18 protein-coding genes are annotated in these 15,627 nt (G+C 67.9%); 3 read left to right on the top strand and 15 right to left on the bottom strand.

All coding sequences use genetic code 11. From position 1 onward, the window contains the following. Position 1: 1 nt before the first annotated feature. The 15 genes from AC5P7E_RS16365 to AC5P7E_RS16295 form a co-directional block, all read right to left on the bottom strand. Positions 2–433 (bottom strand): acyl-CoA thioesterase, encoded by a 432-nt coding sequence (locus tag AC5P7E_RS16365; protein ID WP_032960618.1) that lies wholly within the window; start codon positions 431–433, stop codon positions 2–4. Beyond that, entirely contained in the window at positions 420–1,970 is a 1,551-nt protein-coding gene (locus tag AC5P7E_RS16360) for an HAL/PAL/TAL family ammonia-lyase (RefSeq protein WP_049448227.1), read from the bottom strand. The genes AC5P7E_RS16365 and AC5P7E_RS16360 overlap by 14 nt, the downstream gene beginning before the upstream one ends. After that, positions 1,960–2,901, bottom strand: a complete 942-nt coding sequence (locus AC5P7E_RS16355; RefSeq protein WP_114618970.1) for a lysophospholipid acyltransferase family protein — start codon at positions 2,899–2,901, stop codon at positions 1,960–1,962. Before AC5P7E_RS16355 ends, AC5P7E_RS16360 begins: the two co-directional genes overlap by 11 nt. A 1-nt stretch (position 2,902) precedes the next feature. Continuing rightward, complete coding sequence (locus tag AC5P7E_RS16350; protein ID WP_114618971.1) at positions 2,903–3,673, bottom strand: glycosyltransferase family 2 protein; 771 nt, start codon at positions 3,671–3,673, stop codon at positions 2,903–2,905. Next, positions 3,663–5,348, bottom strand: coding sequence for an ApeI family dehydratase (locus AC5P7E_RS16345; protein ID WP_114618972.1), 1,686 nt, complete (start codon positions 5,346–5,348; stop codon positions 3,663–3,665). Before AC5P7E_RS16345 ends, AC5P7E_RS16350 begins: the two co-directional genes overlap by 11 nt. After that, positions 5,341–5,892: a COG4648 family protein gene (locus AC5P7E_RS16340; RefSeq protein WP_005414874.1), complete on the bottom strand. Its 552-nt coding sequence runs from the start codon at positions 5,890–5,892 to the stop codon at positions 5,341–5,343. The genes AC5P7E_RS16345 and AC5P7E_RS16340 overlap by 8 nt, the downstream gene beginning before the upstream one ends. Before the next feature lie 22 nt (positions 5,893–5,914). Continuing rightward, complete coding sequence (locus AC5P7E_RS16335) at positions 5,915–6,172, bottom strand: acyl carrier protein (protein ID WP_005411609.1); 258 nt, start codon at positions 6,170–6,172, stop codon at positions 5,915–5,917. Between the two features lie 17 nt (positions 6,173–6,189). Then, entirely contained in the window at positions 6,190–6,447 is a 258-nt protein-coding gene (locus AC5P7E_RS16330; protein ID WP_005411610.1) for a phosphopantetheine-binding protein, read from the bottom strand. Then, positions 6,434–7,231 (bottom strand): lysophospholipid acyltransferase family protein, encoded by a 798-nt coding sequence (locus AC5P7E_RS16325; RefSeq protein ID WP_005414875.1) that lies wholly within the window; start codon positions 7,229–7,231, stop codon positions 6,434–6,436. Before AC5P7E_RS16325 ends, AC5P7E_RS16330 begins: the two co-directional genes overlap by 14 nt. Then, a complete protein-coding gene (locus AC5P7E_RS16320) occupies positions 7,224–7,967 on the bottom strand; it encodes a beta-ketoacyl synthase chain length factor (protein ID WP_049403644.1) in 744 nt (247 codons plus the stop codon). Before AC5P7E_RS16320 ends, AC5P7E_RS16325 begins: the two co-directional genes overlap by 8 nt. Before the next feature lie 217 nt (positions 7,968–8,184). Next, a complete protein-coding gene (gene cydB, locus AC5P7E_RS16315; protein ID WP_005414876.1) occupies positions 8,185–9,198 on the bottom strand; it encodes a cytochrome d ubiquinol oxidase subunit II in 1,014 nt (337 codons plus the stop codon). A gap of 1 nt (position 9,199) precedes the next feature. Further along, positions 9,200–10,597, bottom strand: coding sequence for a cytochrome ubiquinol oxidase subunit I (locus tag AC5P7E_RS16310; RefSeq protein ID WP_099490678.1), 1,398 nt, complete (start codon positions 10,595–10,597; stop codon positions 9,200–9,202). Positions 10,598–10,812: 215 nt separating this feature from the next. Beyond that, complete coding sequence (locus tag AC5P7E_RS16305; protein WP_005414878.1) at positions 10,813–11,028, bottom strand: hypothetical protein; 216 nt, start codon at positions 11,026–11,028, stop codon at positions 10,813–10,815. Beyond that, positions 11,025–11,678, bottom strand: coding sequence for an RNA polymerase sigma factor (locus AC5P7E_RS16300; RefSeq protein ID WP_114618973.1), 654 nt, complete (start codon positions 11,676–11,678; stop codon positions 11,025–11,027). The genes AC5P7E_RS16305 and AC5P7E_RS16300 overlap by 4 nt, the downstream gene beginning before the upstream one ends. 37 nt (positions 11,679–11,715) lie before the next feature. Beyond that, positions 11,716–12,045 (bottom strand): hypothetical protein, encoded by a 330-nt coding sequence (locus AC5P7E_RS16295; RefSeq protein WP_043034435.1) that lies wholly within the window; start codon positions 12,043–12,045, stop codon positions 11,716–11,718. Positions 12,046–12,213: 168 nt separating this feature from the next. Here AC5P7E_RS16295 and AC5P7E_RS16290 point away from each other — a divergent pair, with 168 nt between their 5' ends. Genes AC5P7E_RS16290 through AC5P7E_RS16280 form a run of 3 tightly spaced genes read left to right on the top strand, consistent with a single transcriptional unit; the run spans position 12,214 to position 15,593 of the window. Beyond that, the gene (locus tag AC5P7E_RS16290; RefSeq protein ID WP_012481608.1) at positions 12,214–14,586 is read left to right on the top strand and encodes a S9 family peptidase; all 2,373 of its coding nucleotides are present in this window, start codon (positions 12,214–12,216) and stop codon (positions 14,584–14,586) included. Next, positions 14,583–15,002, top strand: a complete 420-nt coding sequence (locus AC5P7E_RS16285; protein WP_012481609.1) for an NUDIX hydrolase — start codon at positions 14,583–14,585, stop codon at positions 15,000–15,002. The genes AC5P7E_RS16290 and AC5P7E_RS16285 overlap by 4 nt, the downstream gene beginning before the upstream one ends. Positions 15,003–15,032: 30 nt before the next feature. Then, positions 15,033–15,593 (top strand): hypothetical protein, encoded by a 561-nt coding sequence (locus AC5P7E_RS16280; protein ID WP_111118213.1) that lies wholly within the window; start codon positions 15,033–15,035, stop codon positions 15,591–15,593. Positions 15,594–15,627 lie beyond the last annotated feature (34 nt).

Below are 15,627 nucleotides of genomic sequence, written 5' to 3'. Positions count from 1 at the left end.
GTCACGGCGCAGGCACTCCCAGGCGTTCCCACAGTACCGGCGGGCACTGGTACAGCATTTCCTTGCTGGCCGCGTCCACCGCGACCTGGATGGTCATCGCCCGGGTCAGCACCTGGCCGCTTTGCGCATCGAGGATTTCGTACTCGATCTTCAGCCGGTTCTCCCATTCCACGATGCGCGCGACCACGCGCAGCGCCTGGTTGAACAGCAGCGGGCGCACGTACTTCACCCGCGCATCGACCACCGGCCACAGGTAGCCCGATTCGAGCATCTGCGGGTAGTCGTAGTCGTAGCGACCGAGCAGCGCGCAGCGCGCGATCTCGAAGTACTTGAAGTAGTTGCCATGCCAGACCACGTTCATCGGATCGCAGTCATGGAAGGCGGGGGTCAACGCAATCTCGCCAACCCGTTCAATGGCCTCATTCACCGGCATACAGCTCCCAACGTTGCGCGCGGATCTCCACCAGCAGTTCCCGCAGTTCGCGATCCAGCGCGCGGTCTTCCTCGACCAGGGCGATGCGCTGCCCCAGGTCGGCATACATGTCGGCCAGACTGCCATGCAGCTGCGCATTCAGGCCAACCCGCTCACGCAGGGCCAGGCCCTGGCGCGCGGCGATCAGCATCGCGGCCACCACCTGTTCGGTCAGCTCGATCACCCGCAGGCAGTCGCGCGCGGCGATGGTGCCCATGCTGACCTTGTCCTGGTTGTGGCACTCGGTGGAACGCGAGAACACGCTGGCCGGCATGGTCTGCTTCAGCGCTTCGGCAGTCCAGGCCGACACGCTGATCTGCAGTGCCTTCAGGCCATGGTTGATGGCCGCGCGCGGACCGGTGGCCGCCGACAGGTTGGCCGGCAGGCCATGGTTGTAACGGGCGTCCACCACCAGCGCCAGCTGCCGGTCGAGCAGATCGGCAACGTTGGCCACGGTGTTCTTCAGGGTGTCCATCGCCAGCGCGATGTGGCCCCCGTAGAAGTGGCCGCCATGCAGGATGCGCTCGCCGTCGGCGTCGATCAGCGGGTTGTCGTTGGCGCTGTTCAGTTCGGTCTCGATCAGCTGGCGCAGGAACGGCAGGCTGTCCTCCAGCACGCCGATCACATGCGGTGCGCAGCGCAGCGAGTAGCGATCCTGCAGGCGCTGTTCATTGCGCGGCGGGCGCTCGCTGTGCAGGTCGCTGCGCAGGCGCGCGGCGATGCGGCCCTGGCCCGGGTGCGGCTTGGCTGCGAACAGGGTTTCGTCGAAGTGGTGCGCGTTGCCGTCGCTGGCCAGCACGTTGAATGCGGTCAGGCGCGTAGCCATGCGTGCCAGGTAGTCGGCGCGCTGCCAGGCCAGGCAGGCCAGGCCGGTCATCACCGCGGTGCCGTTCATGATCGCCAGGCCTTCCTTCGGCCGCAGCTTCAGCGGGGTCATGCCGATCTTCGCCAGCACGTCCGCCGCCGGCTGCACGCGGCCGTCGTGCAGCACCTCGCGCTCGCCGCACAGCACCGCCGCCACGTAGGACAGCGGCGTCAGGTCGCCACTGGCACCGACCGAGCCTTCGGCCGGAATCATCGGCAGCACGTCGTGCTGCAGCAGCGTGGCCAGGCCTTCCAGCAGCGGCAGGCTTACACCGGACATGCCGCGCACCAGAGAGGCCAGGCGCGCCGCCAGCACCGCACGGGTCTCGACCGGGTCCAGGTAACGGCCAAGGCCGCAGCCATGGTAGGTGTACAGGTGGTGCGGCAGTTCAGCCACCAGTGCCGGTGGGATGTTCACCGTGCACGAATCGCCATAGCCGGTGGTCACACCGTAGATCACGCCATCCTCGCGCAGCAGGCGGTCGAGGAAGTCGGCACCGCGCTGGATGTGCGCGCGGAATGCCGGCGCGTCGCTCAGTGCGGCCTCGCACTGGCGCTGGGCCAGGGCAACCACGTCTTCGATGGTCAACGGTGCATCGCCAAAGCGGCACACGGGTACGGCGTCAGTCGTCATGCGGAGCCTGATCCCAGAAGGGGAAGAAATTGAACCAGTCCAACGGGGACTGGATGACCTGGAGTTCCAGCCAGCGCGCGAAGTGCTGTGCCTGTTCGGCCAGTGCCGCATCGCGTGAGCCGCGCGGCAGCACGATGCGTTCGGCGAACTGTTCGAATGCCACGCGGTAGCCCTCGCCCTGGTGCAGGCAGGCCATGGTGTAGACCGGGCAGCCCAGTGCGGCGGCGAGCACATAGGCACCGATCGGGAACGGGGCGCGGTGGCCAAGGAAATCGGCGGTGACGCTGCGTCCGCCCTGCACCGGCGTGCGGTCGCCGACGATGGCGACGAAGCCCCCCGCCGCGACGCGCTCGGCCAGCATCACTGCCGTGGCCGGGCCCATTTCGGTTACCTGCACCAGTTCCACCGCCGCCAGCGGGTCCAGCCGTTGCAGCAGGCGGTTGAAGCGCTGCGCATGCGCGGTGTGCACCAGCACGGTGATGCGGAACCCCGGCACCTGTTCGGCCAGCACCTGGCACAGTTCCAGGCAGCCGATGTGCGCGGTCAGGATCAGCCCGCCTTCGCGGCGCGCGATCTTCTCAAGCACCAGGTCGCGATGCAGGTAGATGCGTTCGGCCGGATAGCGCCCGCCCAGGCCGAGGATCTTGTCCAGCATCGTGTCGGCGAAGGCGAAGAAGTGGCGCAGGCTGTCGCGCCGCGTCGGCGCACGGCCCAGCACACCGCTGTGTGCCTGCAGGCGCTGGAGGTACTGCATGGAGGCCTGGCGGCCGACGCGGTTGCCCAGCCAGTGGCAGGCCACCACCGGCCACACGCACAGACGGAACGGCCAGCGCCCGAACCAGCGGTGCACCCAGCACAGGAACAACACGCCGGCCACCGACGTCGATTCGCCGATGTCGGCCCAGTGCGGAGCGCCCTGCGCGGCCGCCATCTCAGCGCTGCCCCCGCAGGCGGCGCCACAGCAGGCGCGGTGCGCGCCAGAGCATGCCGAAGAACAGGCGGGTATGCATGCGGCTGATGCGCACGTTGTCGCGCCACACATCGAAGTGCGACACGCCATCGGCGGGATAGGTCACCCGCGTGGCCAGGTGCTCGACCGGCAGCTGTCGCCAGTACAGGCGCACCATCACTTCAGTATCGAAATCCATGCGGCGGCCGATGGTCTCTTCACCGACCAGGCGCAGCACCGGCGGCAGCGGATACACGCGGAAGCCGCACATGGTGTCGCGCAGGTGCAGCGACAGCGTGTTGATCCAGACCCAGATGTGGGTCGCGTAGCGGCCATACAGGCGCGCCTTGGGAACACTGGCGTCGTAGGCCGGAATGCCGCAGATCACCGCACCCGGGTGCGCACGCGCCGCCTCGACGAAACGCGGCAGGTCGGCGGTATCGTGCTGGCCGTCGGCATCGATCTGCAGCACGTGGCTGTAGCCACGCGCAGCGGCTTCAGCAAAACCGGTCAGCATCGCCCCACCCTTGCCCTGGTTGATGTCCAGGCGCAGCAGGTCGACGCCCTGGCGCTGCGCCAGTGAACGCAGCACCGTCGCGCACGCCTCATGCGAGCCATCGTCGACCAGCAGGCACGGCAGGCCAGCGGCCTGCACGCCGTCGACCACCGCCGCGATGGCGTGCTCGTGGTCGTAGACAGGAATCACCACCAGTGGCGCGAACGCGGCACCGGCAACGGCCGGATCAGTCCGCATCGGCGAAAACCACCTTGCCGCTGGCATGCACACCGTGGCTGGAGGTGTAGCGGAAGGCCAGCACATTGCGCGTGGCATCCCAGTCCAGCTGCAGGGTCAGCTCATCGCCCGGGCGGGCCACGTGCTGGAACTTCACCGCATCCATGCGCAGGAATCCGGCCGGCATGCTGAACGCCTGGCGGCCAAAAAGCACGGCCCAGTCCAGCTGCGCCACGCCGGGCAGGATCGCCGCCTGCGGGAAGTGGCCCTGGAACGGCCGCAGCGCCGGGTCGAGGGTCATGCGCAACGTAGCGCTGGCAGCATCGCGGTGATCCCAGACCGGCACCGGCATGAGCGGCTGGAACAGCGCCGCCAGTGCCGCCTGGGTGACCTTGCCCTGTGCATTGATCGGCAGCGCCTTCACCAGGCGCCAGCGGCGCGGCCGGGTGACCGCGTCATGCGCCTGTGCCAGGCGCGCGCCAAGGCGCTGGCCCAGCGCGCGGCGCGCGGCGTCACCGCCCTCCAGCAGCGCCAGGCTGGCCGGTACCACCACCGCTGCCAGCTGCTCACGCTGTCCCGGCAGGACCAGCACTCTCACATCGTCCACTTCGGTGTCTTCGCGCAGCGCGCGTTCCAGCGCATCCAGCGAAACGCGGCGCTCCTCGATCTTGACGATGCGGTCGGCGCGGCCCAGCAGGCGGAAGCGGCCATCGGCCAGGGCTTCGACACGGTCCTGGGTGCGCCACCAGTCGAGGGTTTCCAGATGCGCCGAGGCGACGGCCAGGCAGCCATCCTCGATGCGCCACTGCACGCCCGGCAACGGCTGCCACGGTGGCAGGTCGGTATCCCAGCGGCGCCAGGCGATACCACCGGTTTCGCTGCTGCCGTAAACCTCGGTCGGTGCCACGCCCAGCCATTGCCGTACCTGGCGTGCGGCTTCTTCGGGCAGTGGGCCACCGGAGGAGAACACCGCGCGCAGGCGGCCGTGCAGGCTGGCCCAGTCGAGCTGCTCGGGCAGGCGCTTGAGGTGGGCTGGCGTCGCCACCAGCACCGTGTCGGTGCCGGCCAGCGCGCCCACCAGGTCTTCGTGGAAGAACCGGCGCGGATGGATCAGGCGGCCGGCGGCCAGCGGCCACAGCACCCGGAACAGCAGGCCGTAGATGTGCTGGTGGGACACCGTGCCATGCACCTGCACGCCTTCCAGCTGCGCGCCGAACGCAGCCTGCAGCGCATCCACCTCGCGCGCCAGCTGGTCCATGCGCTTGTTGATCGCACTGGGCTGGCCCGTGCTGCCGGAGGTGAACACGCACAGCTCGCAGGCGCGCTCGTCCAGCACCTGCAGTTCGCCGTCCACGCCAACGGTGGGGGCAACCAGCGCTCGGTAGTCGGTGGAAACATCGCCGGCGAAACCGCTCACCTGTGGCCGCAGCGCCTGCAGCGTGGCCGGCAGGTTGTCGGCAGCCAGGAACACCCGCTTGCCGGCATGCCAGGCGCCGAACAGCGCAGCAGCGAAGGCCACCGCATCATCGAAGTACAGGGCCCAGTCACGGCCATCGGCAGCAGCAAAGGCCGCACGCCAGGCCAGCACCCGCTGGCGGAAGCGGGCATGGTCGATCACCTCGCCATCGCACACGCCGATGCTGCGCTGCGGCTGCGGGTCCACCAGCAGCCGGTCCAGGGCAATCCACTCAGCCATGCGCGTGCGCTGCCTTGACCCGACGCCGCACCAGCCACTCACCTGCAAACAACACGCCCATCATCACGTACGCCAACAATCCGTTGTAGAGCATCCAGACCCGGTCCGACGCGTAAAGCGCGGTCAGCAGGGCCAGGCTGCCGTTGAGAACGAAGAAGCCACACCACACCTGGGTGACGCGGCGGGTATAGGCCACCGCGAACGCCGGCAGGTCCGGCTCCTGCAACCGCGCCAGGCGTTCCACCAGCGGCGGGCCGAAGCGCAGGCTGGTGCCGAACACCGCCAGCATCACCATGTTGACCAGCGCCGGATACAGCTTCAGCGGCAGGGCCTGGTTCAGCACGGTGGCCAACACGGCCAGCAGGCCGGTTCCCGCGGCGGCGGCCCACCACAGCGGCTGGCGCGTACTCAGCGCACGCAGCAGGGCCAGGGTGAACAGCAGCAGCGACAGCCAGCGTGGCTCGAAACGGCCCATCGCCAGGTACACCAGCACCGGGTAGGCCAGCGAGATCGCAGCCACCACGACCGTGCGTGCGCGTGCCATGGCGGAGCCGCCGGCGCTGCGGTCAGGCGGCTGCCTGGTCCGGCAGCAACCCATGCACGACATCGACGATGTCCTGCACGGTGCGCACGGCCTTGAACGCTTCCGGCTGCAGGTTGCGGCCCAGCAGCGGCTTGAGCTGCACGATCAGGTCGACCGCATCGATGCTGTCGATATCCAGGTCGTCGTACAGGCGTGCCTCGGGGGTGATCCGGGCGGTTTCGATCTCGAAGCTGTCGGTCAGGATGCTGACGATGCGTTCGAACAGTTCATTCTTGGTCATGGCAATTCCTGGCGCCGTTACGACTGGCGGGCGGCGACGAACTCGCCGAGCGCGCGCACGCTGGAGAAATGGCGACGGGTTTCTTCCGAATCGGCCGAGAGGCTGACACCGTACTTCTTCTGCAACGCCAGGCCCAACTCCAGCGCGTCGATCGAATCCAGGCCGAGGCCCTCGACGAACAGCGGCGCGGTCGGATCGATGTCCTCCGGCGTGATGTCCTCCAGCGAAAGGGAGGAAATGATCAATTCCTTGATCTCGTGCTCAAGTGCTTGCACGGGGCGGCTCTCCAGACAGGTCGAAATAACGAGAAAGGTGCTCGGTAACGCGGCGTGCCGCCAAGGCATCCCCCCTTGGCGAGTCGTCTTCGGCCAAGAAAGGCGCGATCGGGATATCTTCGCCGATCTGCAGCCGAACGTGAAAGCGACGTGAGGGGACACGATACCACTTCTGTCCCTTGGTCAGGGTTGGCGGGCTGCAGGTGATCCGCACCGGGGTGACGTCGATGCGGCCCCGTACGGCGATGTTGGCGGCCCCGCGCTGCAGGCGCGGCGGCTGCCCGGGCACGCTGCGGGTGCCCTCCGGGAAGATGACCAGGGTGCCGCCGGCATGCACCGCGGCCACGCAGTCATCGACCAGGCCGGCGCCATCGTCATTGGAGATGTAGCCGGCGGCCCGTACCGGACCGCGCATGAACGGGTTGCAGGCCACGGCCCGCTTGACCACGCAGTCGGCGTTGGGAAGCAGCGAGATCAGGCAGACCACGTCGATCAGGGTCGGGTGGTTGGCCAGCACCAGCAGGCCGTCACGCTGCAGGCGTTCACCGCCTTCGATCTCGTAGGTCATCACCCCCAGCCCGCGCATCAGCCGCAGATGGCTGGCGAACGCGACCTGGACCACGCGCCGGGCGCGCCGGCGACGGGCCACCGGGTCCCGCATCAGCAGCAGTACCGGCATCACCAGGACGCCGAGCAGCAGCCCGCCCAGGCCAAACGCAACAAAGCTCAGGCCGGTGCCAAACACCCGCCAGGCGTGGTCGAGGCGGCGCGGCAGCTCACTCACGGCGGCCCCAGCGCCAGCGCTGGCCATGGGCCACGTGCTCCAGCGCTGGCGCGCCGGACAACAGGAAGCGATGCAGGTCCAGCGCGTGCGGCAGCAGGCCGGGCACAGTGCTGGCCTGGCCGTCGGCCGGCTGCCACTGCAGCGCCAGCGTCGGCCGGTCCTCTGCTGGCGCGGTCAAACGCCAGCACCAGGCGAAGAACGGGTCGGGTTCGTCGGCGAACGTCGCGTAAACCTCCGGGAGCGGCGACTCGTAGACCACCACCCGTACCTCGCGGGCGCCATCGGCAAGCAGGGCGACGGCCTCCAGGCACGCGGCTTCGACCGTTGCCTGGCCAGCAGCCAATGCCAGGTAGTTGCCGCGATGGCCGCGGGCGATTGAATACAGCGCGGCGATCGCGTTGTGCACCGACAGGCCAAATCCGGTGGGCGACAACGGCTGGTCGCCGACCAGCGCCCCCAGCAGGTCCATCGAACGTGCGACGTCGCCATGGCGGCTGGCGAACACCAGCGGCACGTCGCTGTCGGCCCCCTGCCCGTCCTCGCACCAGCACGCGGTCTGGATCGCCATGCGGCCCAACCGCTCGATGCGACGGCGTTGCATTGCCGGAACCTCTGCCAGTGCCGGCGTATCCCCGCCGTGCGGCAGGTACGGCGCTTCGGCCCAGCCCAGCCACTGGCTACGCTCGCTCAGGCCGGGCGCCCACGCGGCCCAGTCGACGATGGAGAATTCAATCATTTAGCGTTGGTGCTTCAACGGGAGAACGATAGGCACGAGCCATTACGGCGACGCGCGGCGGCCCCCCATTCCTGCAGCCGTGCGTCCGTCCAGGACGTCGCCGGCTGCCCCCCTGGCTGCCGGAAAGGAGCGCACGCTAGCACGTCCCGCCCGGGGTGTGCAGGTTTCACATTCCCCAACACGGGGCCCGGCACCGGCGGGCCCCGCCTTCAACCCATCAGTGGTAACCGGTGTCGGCGTGCACCTTGCCGCGGAACACCCGGTACGACCACGCCGTATAGCCGAGGATGACCGGCAGCAGAATGACCAGCCCGACCAGGGTGAAGCCCAGCGAGGAGGCCGGCGCGGCGGCCTGCCACAGGGTCATCGACGGCGGCAGCAGGTACGGCCACATGCCCAGCACCAGGCCAAGGAAACCAAGCACGAACAGCGCCAGGCTGAGCAGGAAGGGCGGCAGGTCGCGGCGCGGATGGGTCGCACTGCGCCACAGCGCGGCGGCCACCGCCAGGGTCAACAGCGGCACCGGCGACAGCCACCAGAAGTTGCCGTCGCTGAACCAGCGCGCCATCAGCCGCGAATCGAGGAACGGCAGCCAGCTGCTGACCAGGCCCATCGCTGCGATCACCGCCACCACCAGCGGCCGGGTCATCTGCCGTGCCAGCGCCTGCACGCGGCCTTCGGTCTTCAGGATCAGCCAGGTGCTGCCCAGCAGTGCATAGCCGGCCACCAGCGCAGCACCGGTCAGCATCGCGAACGGGCTGAACCAGGCGAACGGTCCGCCCTGGTAGACGCCGTCCACCAGCGGGATGCCCTGCACCAGGGTGCCGAGGATCACGCCCTGGGCAAACGTGGCCAGCAGCGAACCGAGGCCGAACGCCACGCTCCACAGCCGGCGCGATCGATGCGCCTTGAAGCGGAACTCGAACGCCACGCCGCGGAACACCAGCGCCACCACAAGCAGCAGCACCGGCAGGTACAGCGCCGACAACAACACCGCATAGGCCTTCGGGAACGCCGCCAGCAGCCCGGCGCCACCCAGCACCAGCCAGGTCTCGTTGCCGTCCCAGATCGGCGCGGCGGTGTTCATCATCAGGTCCAGCTGCTCCTCGTCCTCGGCGAACGGGGCCAGGATGCCGATACCGAGCACGAAGCCATCCAGCACCACATACATCAGCACGCCGAAGCCGATCACCGCGAACCACGCCACCGGCAGCCAGGTCATCAGGTCCATGTCAGCGCTCCTCCAGCGGTTCGTCTGCCGCCGACAGCGGGCGTGCCGGGGTGTGGCTGCCGTGGTCCAGCGACGGCCCATCATCATGTGGCCGCGGTCCGTGGCGCAGGATCTTCACCAGGTACCAGATGCCCCAGCCGAACACGAAGGCGTAGCCAACGACATAAACCGCCAGCGACAGCGCGGTCATCCACGCGCTCTGCGGGCCAACCGCATCAGCGGTGCGCAGCACGCCATACACCACCCACGGCTGGCGGCCCATCTCGGTGACGAACCACCCGGACAGCAGCGCGATGAAGCCGCTGGGCAGCATCCAGTTCCAGCCGCGCAGCAGCCACGGCGAATCCAGCAGCTTCCTGCGCCACAACTGGAACGCCGACACCCAGGCCAGCAGCAGCATCAGCGTGCCCAGCCCGACCATGATCCGGAAGGCGAAGAACACCGGCGTAACCGGCGGCCGCTCGCTGGCAGGCACCGAGGTAAGAGGGTCGAAGGTGCCGTCCAGGCTGTGGGTGAGGATCACGCTGCCCAGCTTCGGGATGGCAACTTCGAAATCATTGCGCTCTTCCTTCTCGTTCGGCAGCGCGAACACCACCAGCGGTACGCCCTCGCCCTCCTTGGTTTCATGCCAGTGCGCTTCCATCGCCGCGATCTTCATCGGCTGGTGCTTGAGCGTGTTCAGGCCATGCATGTCGCCGACGAAAATCTGCACCGGCACGGTCAGTGCCGCGAACGCCACCGCTGCCACCAGCATGCGCCGGCCCGCTTCCACATGCGTGCCCTTGCGCAGGTACCACGCACCGACGCCACCGACCACGAAGCAGGTGGTGATGAACGAACCCAGCGCCATGTGCGCCAGGCGATAGGGGAACGAGGGGTTGAACACCACCTGCCACCAGTCCACCGGATGCACCACGCCGTTGACCATCTCGTAGCCGGCCGGCGTATGCAGCCAGCTGTTGGACGACAGGATCCAGAACGTGGAGAACAGCGTGCCCAGCGCCACCATGCAGGTGGACAGGAAATGCAGGCGCGGCGAGACGCGGCCCCAGCCGAACATCATCACGCCGAGGAAGCTGGCTTCCAGGAAGAACGCGGTCAGCACTTCGTAGGTCAGCAGCGGGCCGATGACCGTGCCGGCCACCTCGCTCAGCCGTGGCCAGTTGGTTCCGAACTGGAAGGCCATGACGATGCCGCTGACCACGCCCATGCCGAACGACACCGCGAAGATCTTCTGCCAGAAGAAATACAGCTCGCGCCACACGGGCAACTTCGTGCGCAGCCAGCGCCATTCGATGAAGGCCAGCCAGCTGGCCGTGCCAATGGTGAAGGCGGGGAACAGCACATGGAAACTGATGACGAATCCGAACTGGATCCGGGACAACAACAACGCGTCCAAGGGACGCCTCCTGCCTGTGACCGGTGGGATACCGGACCACTTTAGGAGGATTTCGTTAAGACGGGATGCGACCGGGTGACGCGCTGCTTCACTTTGTCGCAGGTGGGAAGGCCTGCCAGGCATGGCCCAGCAGTACGGATTAAGCGCTTTGGTAGGCCGACCAAGGTCGGCATCTACCAGCAGCGATTGGAGCGGCCCATCACCCGGCGGGTGCCTCAGTGCCAGAAATACCAGGCCGCTGCAGCCAGCAGCGCGCCAAACAACAGCACCTGAACCACCACATAGCCCACGCCACTGTCGCGTGACTCAGCGGCAATGCGCTTCTGCAGCGCCTCACTCACATCCGGCGTTTCTTCCCGCTGCACCTGCTCACGCAACGCCTGCGCCAGCGCGCGCTCTTCCGCATCACGAGGGTCGGTCGATGGGTTCACAGCAGTTCTCCGGCGGCAGCACGCCGCGTCAGTTCCTGCTTCAGGACCTGGCGCGCGCGATACAGGTGGCTCTTGATGGTACCGCGGGCCAGCCCGGTCACCTTTTCGATCTCGGCCAGATCGAAATCCTCCAGGTAGTGCAGGCCGACGATCAGGCGCTGCGGTGCGCTCAGCCGTTCCAGCGCCGCGCCGAGCTGGCGCCCGGCCTGCAGCGCCTCGCTCAACTCTACCGGGCCCGGGCCTTCATCGCCGACACCCAGTTCCTCCGGCACCTCCACGGCCACCATCCATTGCGCCTCCAGCCGCCGCCGGCGCAGGTGCTGCAGCGCCGTGGTGTAAGCGACCCGGGATACCCAGGTGCGCAGCGAGCATTCAAAACGAAACCGGTGCAGCTGGCGGAACACCGCAAGGAAAGTTTCCTGCAGCAGGTCGGCCACCTGATCACGATCGCCCACCATGCGCCCGATCACATGCGCGCAGGTCCGTTGATGGGTCTCGACCAGCTGCGAAAACGCCACCTGCGAGCCATCGATGATGGCCCGCACCAGGGCTTGGTCCGCGTCCAGCGGTGCGGCGGGTGCCGCCGTCGCCGCTGCATCGTGACGGCGACGGCCCCGCAGTGCCGACAATGCCTCGCCGAACAGGCTCATCTACGGGGCGCCCCCTGTGCCCGTGGCATGTTCCGGCTCAGCCCTTGCGGACGGCGGGACGGGTGAAGTGCCAGGCCAGCAGCTGGCCGAGGCCGGCGCTGCCGACCAGTGCGGCGGCGGCGCCGAAGGTCAGGTCACGGGCACCCATCGCTTCCAGCAGGGCCATGGCCAGCGCCAGGCAGACCAGGCTGATGCCCCAGCGCAGCGCGCCCTGGCGGCGGCGCTCTTCTTCCAGCACGGCCAGCGAGCGGATCACTTCCTCGGGCACGTGCGGGGCCACCAGCTTGCTACGCGCGCGGGCATCGGCAATGGCGTGGATCGCGTAGGCGATGCAGATGAAGAGGGTGATCGGGATCAGTTCCTGCATGGTCGGGCTCCTGTTCGGTGGATGATGCGGGTTCAGGAGAATGGATGCGCGAGGCCGGCCAGCGGTTGCACTACTTTGCCAATCCCGCTGCCATGACCTGTGGCCCCTGCCCCCGGCCCTTGCGGCTGCTACGCTTGGCCGGTTTTCCTCTACTGGTGCCGTCCGCCCATGTCCCGAGTGCTGCCCCTGTCCCTCCTGCTGTCGGCCGTGCTGGCCGCACCGGCCGCGCATGCCGCGCCGACGCCGATCACCATCGAACAGGCCATGGCCGACCCGGACTGGATCGGCCCGCCGGTCGAGAAGGCCTGGTGGTCGTGGAACAGCCAGCAGGTGGAGTACCAGCTCAAGCGCAACGGCAGCCCGGTGCGCGATACCTTCCGCCAGCCGGTGGCCGGTGGCGTGGCCGCGCAGGTGGCCGATGACCAGCGCGGCACCCTGGACGTGGCCGAGCCGGTCTACGACCGCAGCCGCAGCCGCAGCGCCTTCGTGCGCAATGGCGACGTGTTCGTGCGCGACCTGCGCAGCGGCGCGCTGACGCAGCTGACCCGCAGCAACGAGCGCGCGGGCAACGTGAACTTTGCCGCCGACAATGGCGTGATCTGGCGCGTCGGCCAGAACTGGTTCCACTGGGCCGCCGCCAGCGGCGTGCAGCAGGTGGCCAGCCTGAAGGCCGAAAAGGATCCGCGTACACCGCCGAAGGCCGACGTGCTGCGCGACCAGCAGCTGCGCACGCTGGAAACCCTTCGCCGCGACCGTGACCAGCGCGAAGCACTGAAGGACCAGGACCAGCGCTGGCGCCAGGCTGACCCGACCCGCGCGCCGGGCCCGGTGTACCTGGGCGCCGACGTGGAGATCGCCGACAGCGTGCTGTCGCCTGACCTGACCCACCTGGTCGTGGTGACCAAGCCGAAGGACTTCGATGACGGCCGTGGCGGCAAGATGCCGCTGTACGTGACCGAGTCGGGCTACGAGGAAACCGAGGACACCCGCACCCGCGTCGGCCGTAACGGCTTCGAGCCGCACACGCTGTGGTACGTGGACGTGCGCACCGGCAAGGCCGAGAAGGTTTCGCTGGCCGGCCTGCCGGGCATCAGCACCGATCCGCTGGCCGAGCTGCGCCGCAAGGCCGGCAAGGACGCGCTGAAGGGCGAGCGCAGCCTGCAGGTGATGAGCGACTTCATGGGCGGTGGCATCCGCTGGAGCCCCGATGGCCAGCAGGCCGCGGTGATGCTGCGTGCCAACGACAACAAGGACCGCTGGATCATCAGCGTCAACGCCGCCGACGGCCGCGTGCAGAACCGCCATCGCCTGACCGACAACGCCTGGATCAACTGGGGCTTCAATGATTTCGGCTGGATGGCCGATGGCCGCACGCTGTGGCTGCTGTCGGAGGAATCGGGCTTCTCGCACCTGTATACCCAGTCCGGTACGGGCAAGCCGCAGGCGCTGACCAGCGGCAAGTGGGAAACCTCGGCGCCGGTGCTGTCGGCCGACGGCAAGGGTTTCTACTTCCTGTGCAACCAGCAGGCGCCGCATGACTACGAAGTCTGCGCGGTCGACACCGGCAGCCGCCAAGTGCGCGAGCTGACCAGCCTCAACGGCGTGGAAGACTTCTCGCTGTCGCCGGACGGCCAGCAGCTGCTGGTGCGCTACTCCGGCGCCTACCTGCCGGCGCAGCTGGCCGTGGTACCGAGCACCGGCGCAGGCCAGGCCCGCGTGCTGACCGACACCCGCACTGCCGAGTTCAAGGCGCGCCAGTGGATCCAGCCGAAGCTGGTGGCGGTGCCGTCCAAGCATGGCGCCGGCGTGGTCTGGGCCAAGTACTACGAGCCCGAAAACAAGGAACCGGGGAAGAAGTACCCGATCGTGATGTTCGTGCACGGCGCCGGCTACCTGCAGAACGTGCACCAGCGCTACCCGGCCTACTTCCGCGAGCAGATGTTCCACAACCTGCTGGTGCAGAAGGGCTACATCGTGCTGGACATGGATTACCGCGGCAGCGAGGGCTACGGCCGCGACTGGCGTACGGCGATCTACCGCAACATGGGCCACCCGGAACTGGAAGACTACAAGGACGGCCTGGACTGGCTGGTCGACACCCAGCAGGGTGACCGCGACCATGCCGGCATCTACGGTGGTTCCTACGGCGGCTTCATGACCTTCATGGCCCTGTTCCGCTCGCCGGGCACGTTCAAGGCCGGCGCCGCGCTGCGCCCGGTGGTGGATTGGCACCAGTACAACCACGGCTATACCAGCAACATCCTCAATACCCCGGACATCGATCCGGAGGCGTACCGCGTGTCCTCGCCGATCGAATACGCGCAGAACCTGCAGGACAACCTGCTGATCGCCCACGGCATGATGGATGACAACGTGTTCTTCCAGGACTCGGTGAACCTGACCCAGCGCCTGATCGAACTGCACAAGGACAACTGGTCGATCGCACCGTACCCGCTGGAGCGCCACGGCTATGTGCGTGCCGATTCCTGGCTGGACCAGTACAAGCGCATCCTCAAGCTGTTCGAGCAGAACCTGAAGTGAGCAACGCCGCGGCCACGATCCACATCGTGGCCGCGGTCATCCTGGATGACCGCGGCCGGGCGCTGGTGGTACGCAAGCACGGCGCCAGCCGCTTCATCCAACCGGGCGGCAAGCCCGAACCCGGCGAAGCGCCGCTGCAGGCGCTGGCCCGCGAACTGGACGAAGAACTCGGTGTGCAGTTGTGCGCCGATACCGCCATCGCGCTGGGCACCTTCGAGGATTGGGCGGTGAACGAACCCGGCCATCGGGTGCAGGCACAGGCCTGGTGGGTGCGGGTGGACGGCACGCCACAGGCATGTGCCGAGATCGCCGAACTGGCCTGGGTGCCACTGCAGCCGCCGCATGGCCAGCCCTTGGCACCGTTGAGCGAACACCATATCCTGCCGGCCGTCGCCACCCGGGTGACGGCCCGCTGATCGCGCGGGCACCGATTGCAAGGACACCGGATGTCAATGTCGATCCCGCCGATTCCCTCGCTGGTCCAGCCGACCTATCACGCCTGGGTGCGCCCGATCGCACACGCTTCGTTCTGGCTGTCGCTGCTGCTCACGGTGTACTTCGTGATGCAGGGGCTGCTGCTGTGGCCGCTGCACAACCTTCCGATCTGGCATCTGGTTGAGAGGGAAGTACAAGACCAGCACCTGCACAGCCTGACCTGGCTGTTGGCGCATCCGGTGGCCGCGTCGATGATTGCCGCGCTGCTGTGCCTGGCCTCGACGCTGGCCAGCTGGGGCCTGCTGCGCGAGCGCAGCTGGGGCCTGTGGAGCTTTGTGGTGATCCTGCTGCTGAGCGCATTGGCCAACTTTGCGATCGCCGGCTGGTTGGACGTGTTCATGCGTGATGTCATCCCGTTTCTCTCCGACGACGCCGTCCTGCAGCAGGAACTCCATCTGAAACGCTGGTTGATCACGCTGACCGTGGTGGCCATGTCATTGGTGCTCCTCGGCCTGCAGGGCTGGCTGGCCTGGCGCCTGTTGCGGCCGGACATCCGCTCGCGCTTCCACTGAGCCACCCCCTTTCCCGCACGACAAGGACCGTCGC

The sequence above is a fragment of the Stenotrophomonas sp. YJH_SMC_25 genome (assembly GCF_059369595.1).
Note: the sequence above shows the minus strand (reverse complement) of the source record. Positions and strands in the feature narration are given on the sequence as shown.

What these genes read in the sequence shown, in the direction of transcription:
- AC5P7E_RS16365 (WP_032960618.1), bottom strand. Translation starts at nt 433, where the DNA reads ATGCCGGTGAATGAGGCCATTGAACGGGTTGGCGAGATTGCGTTGACC.
- AC5P7E_RS16360 (WP_049448227.1), bottom strand. Translation starts at nt 1,970, where the DNA reads ATGACGACTGACGCCGTACCCGTGTGCCGCTTTGGCGATGCACCGTTG.
- AC5P7E_RS16355 (WP_114618970.1), bottom strand. Translation starts at nt 2,901, where the DNA reads ATGGCGGCCGCGCAGGGCGCTCCGCACTGGGCCGACATCGGCGAATCG.
- AC5P7E_RS16350 (WP_114618971.1), bottom strand. Translation starts at nt 3,673, where the DNA reads ATGCGGACTGATCCGGCCGTTGCCGGTGCCGCGTTCGCGCCACTGGTG.
- AC5P7E_RS16345 (WP_114618972.1), bottom strand. Translation starts at nt 5,348, where the DNA reads ATGGCTGAGTGGATTGCCCTGGACCGGCTGCTGGTGGACCCGCAGCCG.
- AC5P7E_RS16340 (WP_005414874.1), bottom strand. Translation starts at nt 5,892, where the DNA reads ATGGCACGCGCACGCACGGTCGTGGTGGCTGCGATCTCGCTGGCCTAC.
- AC5P7E_RS16335 (WP_005411609.1), bottom strand. Translation starts at nt 6,172, where the DNA reads ATGACCAAGAATGAACTGTTCGAACGCATCGTCAGCATCCTGACCGAC.
- AC5P7E_RS16320 (WP_049403644.1), bottom strand. Translation starts at nt 7,967, where the DNA reads ATGATTGAATTCTCCATCGTCGACTGGGCCGCGTGGGCGCCCGGCCTG.
- cydB (WP_005414876.1), bottom strand. Translation starts at nt 9,198, where the DNA reads ATGGACCTGATGACCTGGCTGCCGGTGGCGTGGTTCGCGGTGATCGGC.
- AC5P7E_RS16300 (WP_114618973.1), bottom strand. Translation starts at nt 11,678, where the DNA reads ATGAGCCTGTTCGGCGAGGCATTGTCGGCACTGCGGGGCCGTCGCCGT.
- AC5P7E_RS16295 (WP_043034435.1), bottom strand. Translation starts at nt 12,045, where the DNA reads ATGCAGGAACTGATCCCGATCACCCTCTTCATCTGCATCGCCTACGCG.
- AC5P7E_RS16290 (WP_012481608.1), top strand. Translation starts at nt 12,214, where the DNA reads ATGTCCCGAGTGCTGCCCCTGTCCCTCCTGCTGTCGGCCGTGCTGGCC.
- AC5P7E_RS16280 (WP_111118213.1), top strand. Translation starts at nt 15,033, where the DNA reads ATGTCAATGTCGATCCCGCCGATTCCCTCGCTGGTCCAGCCGACCTAT.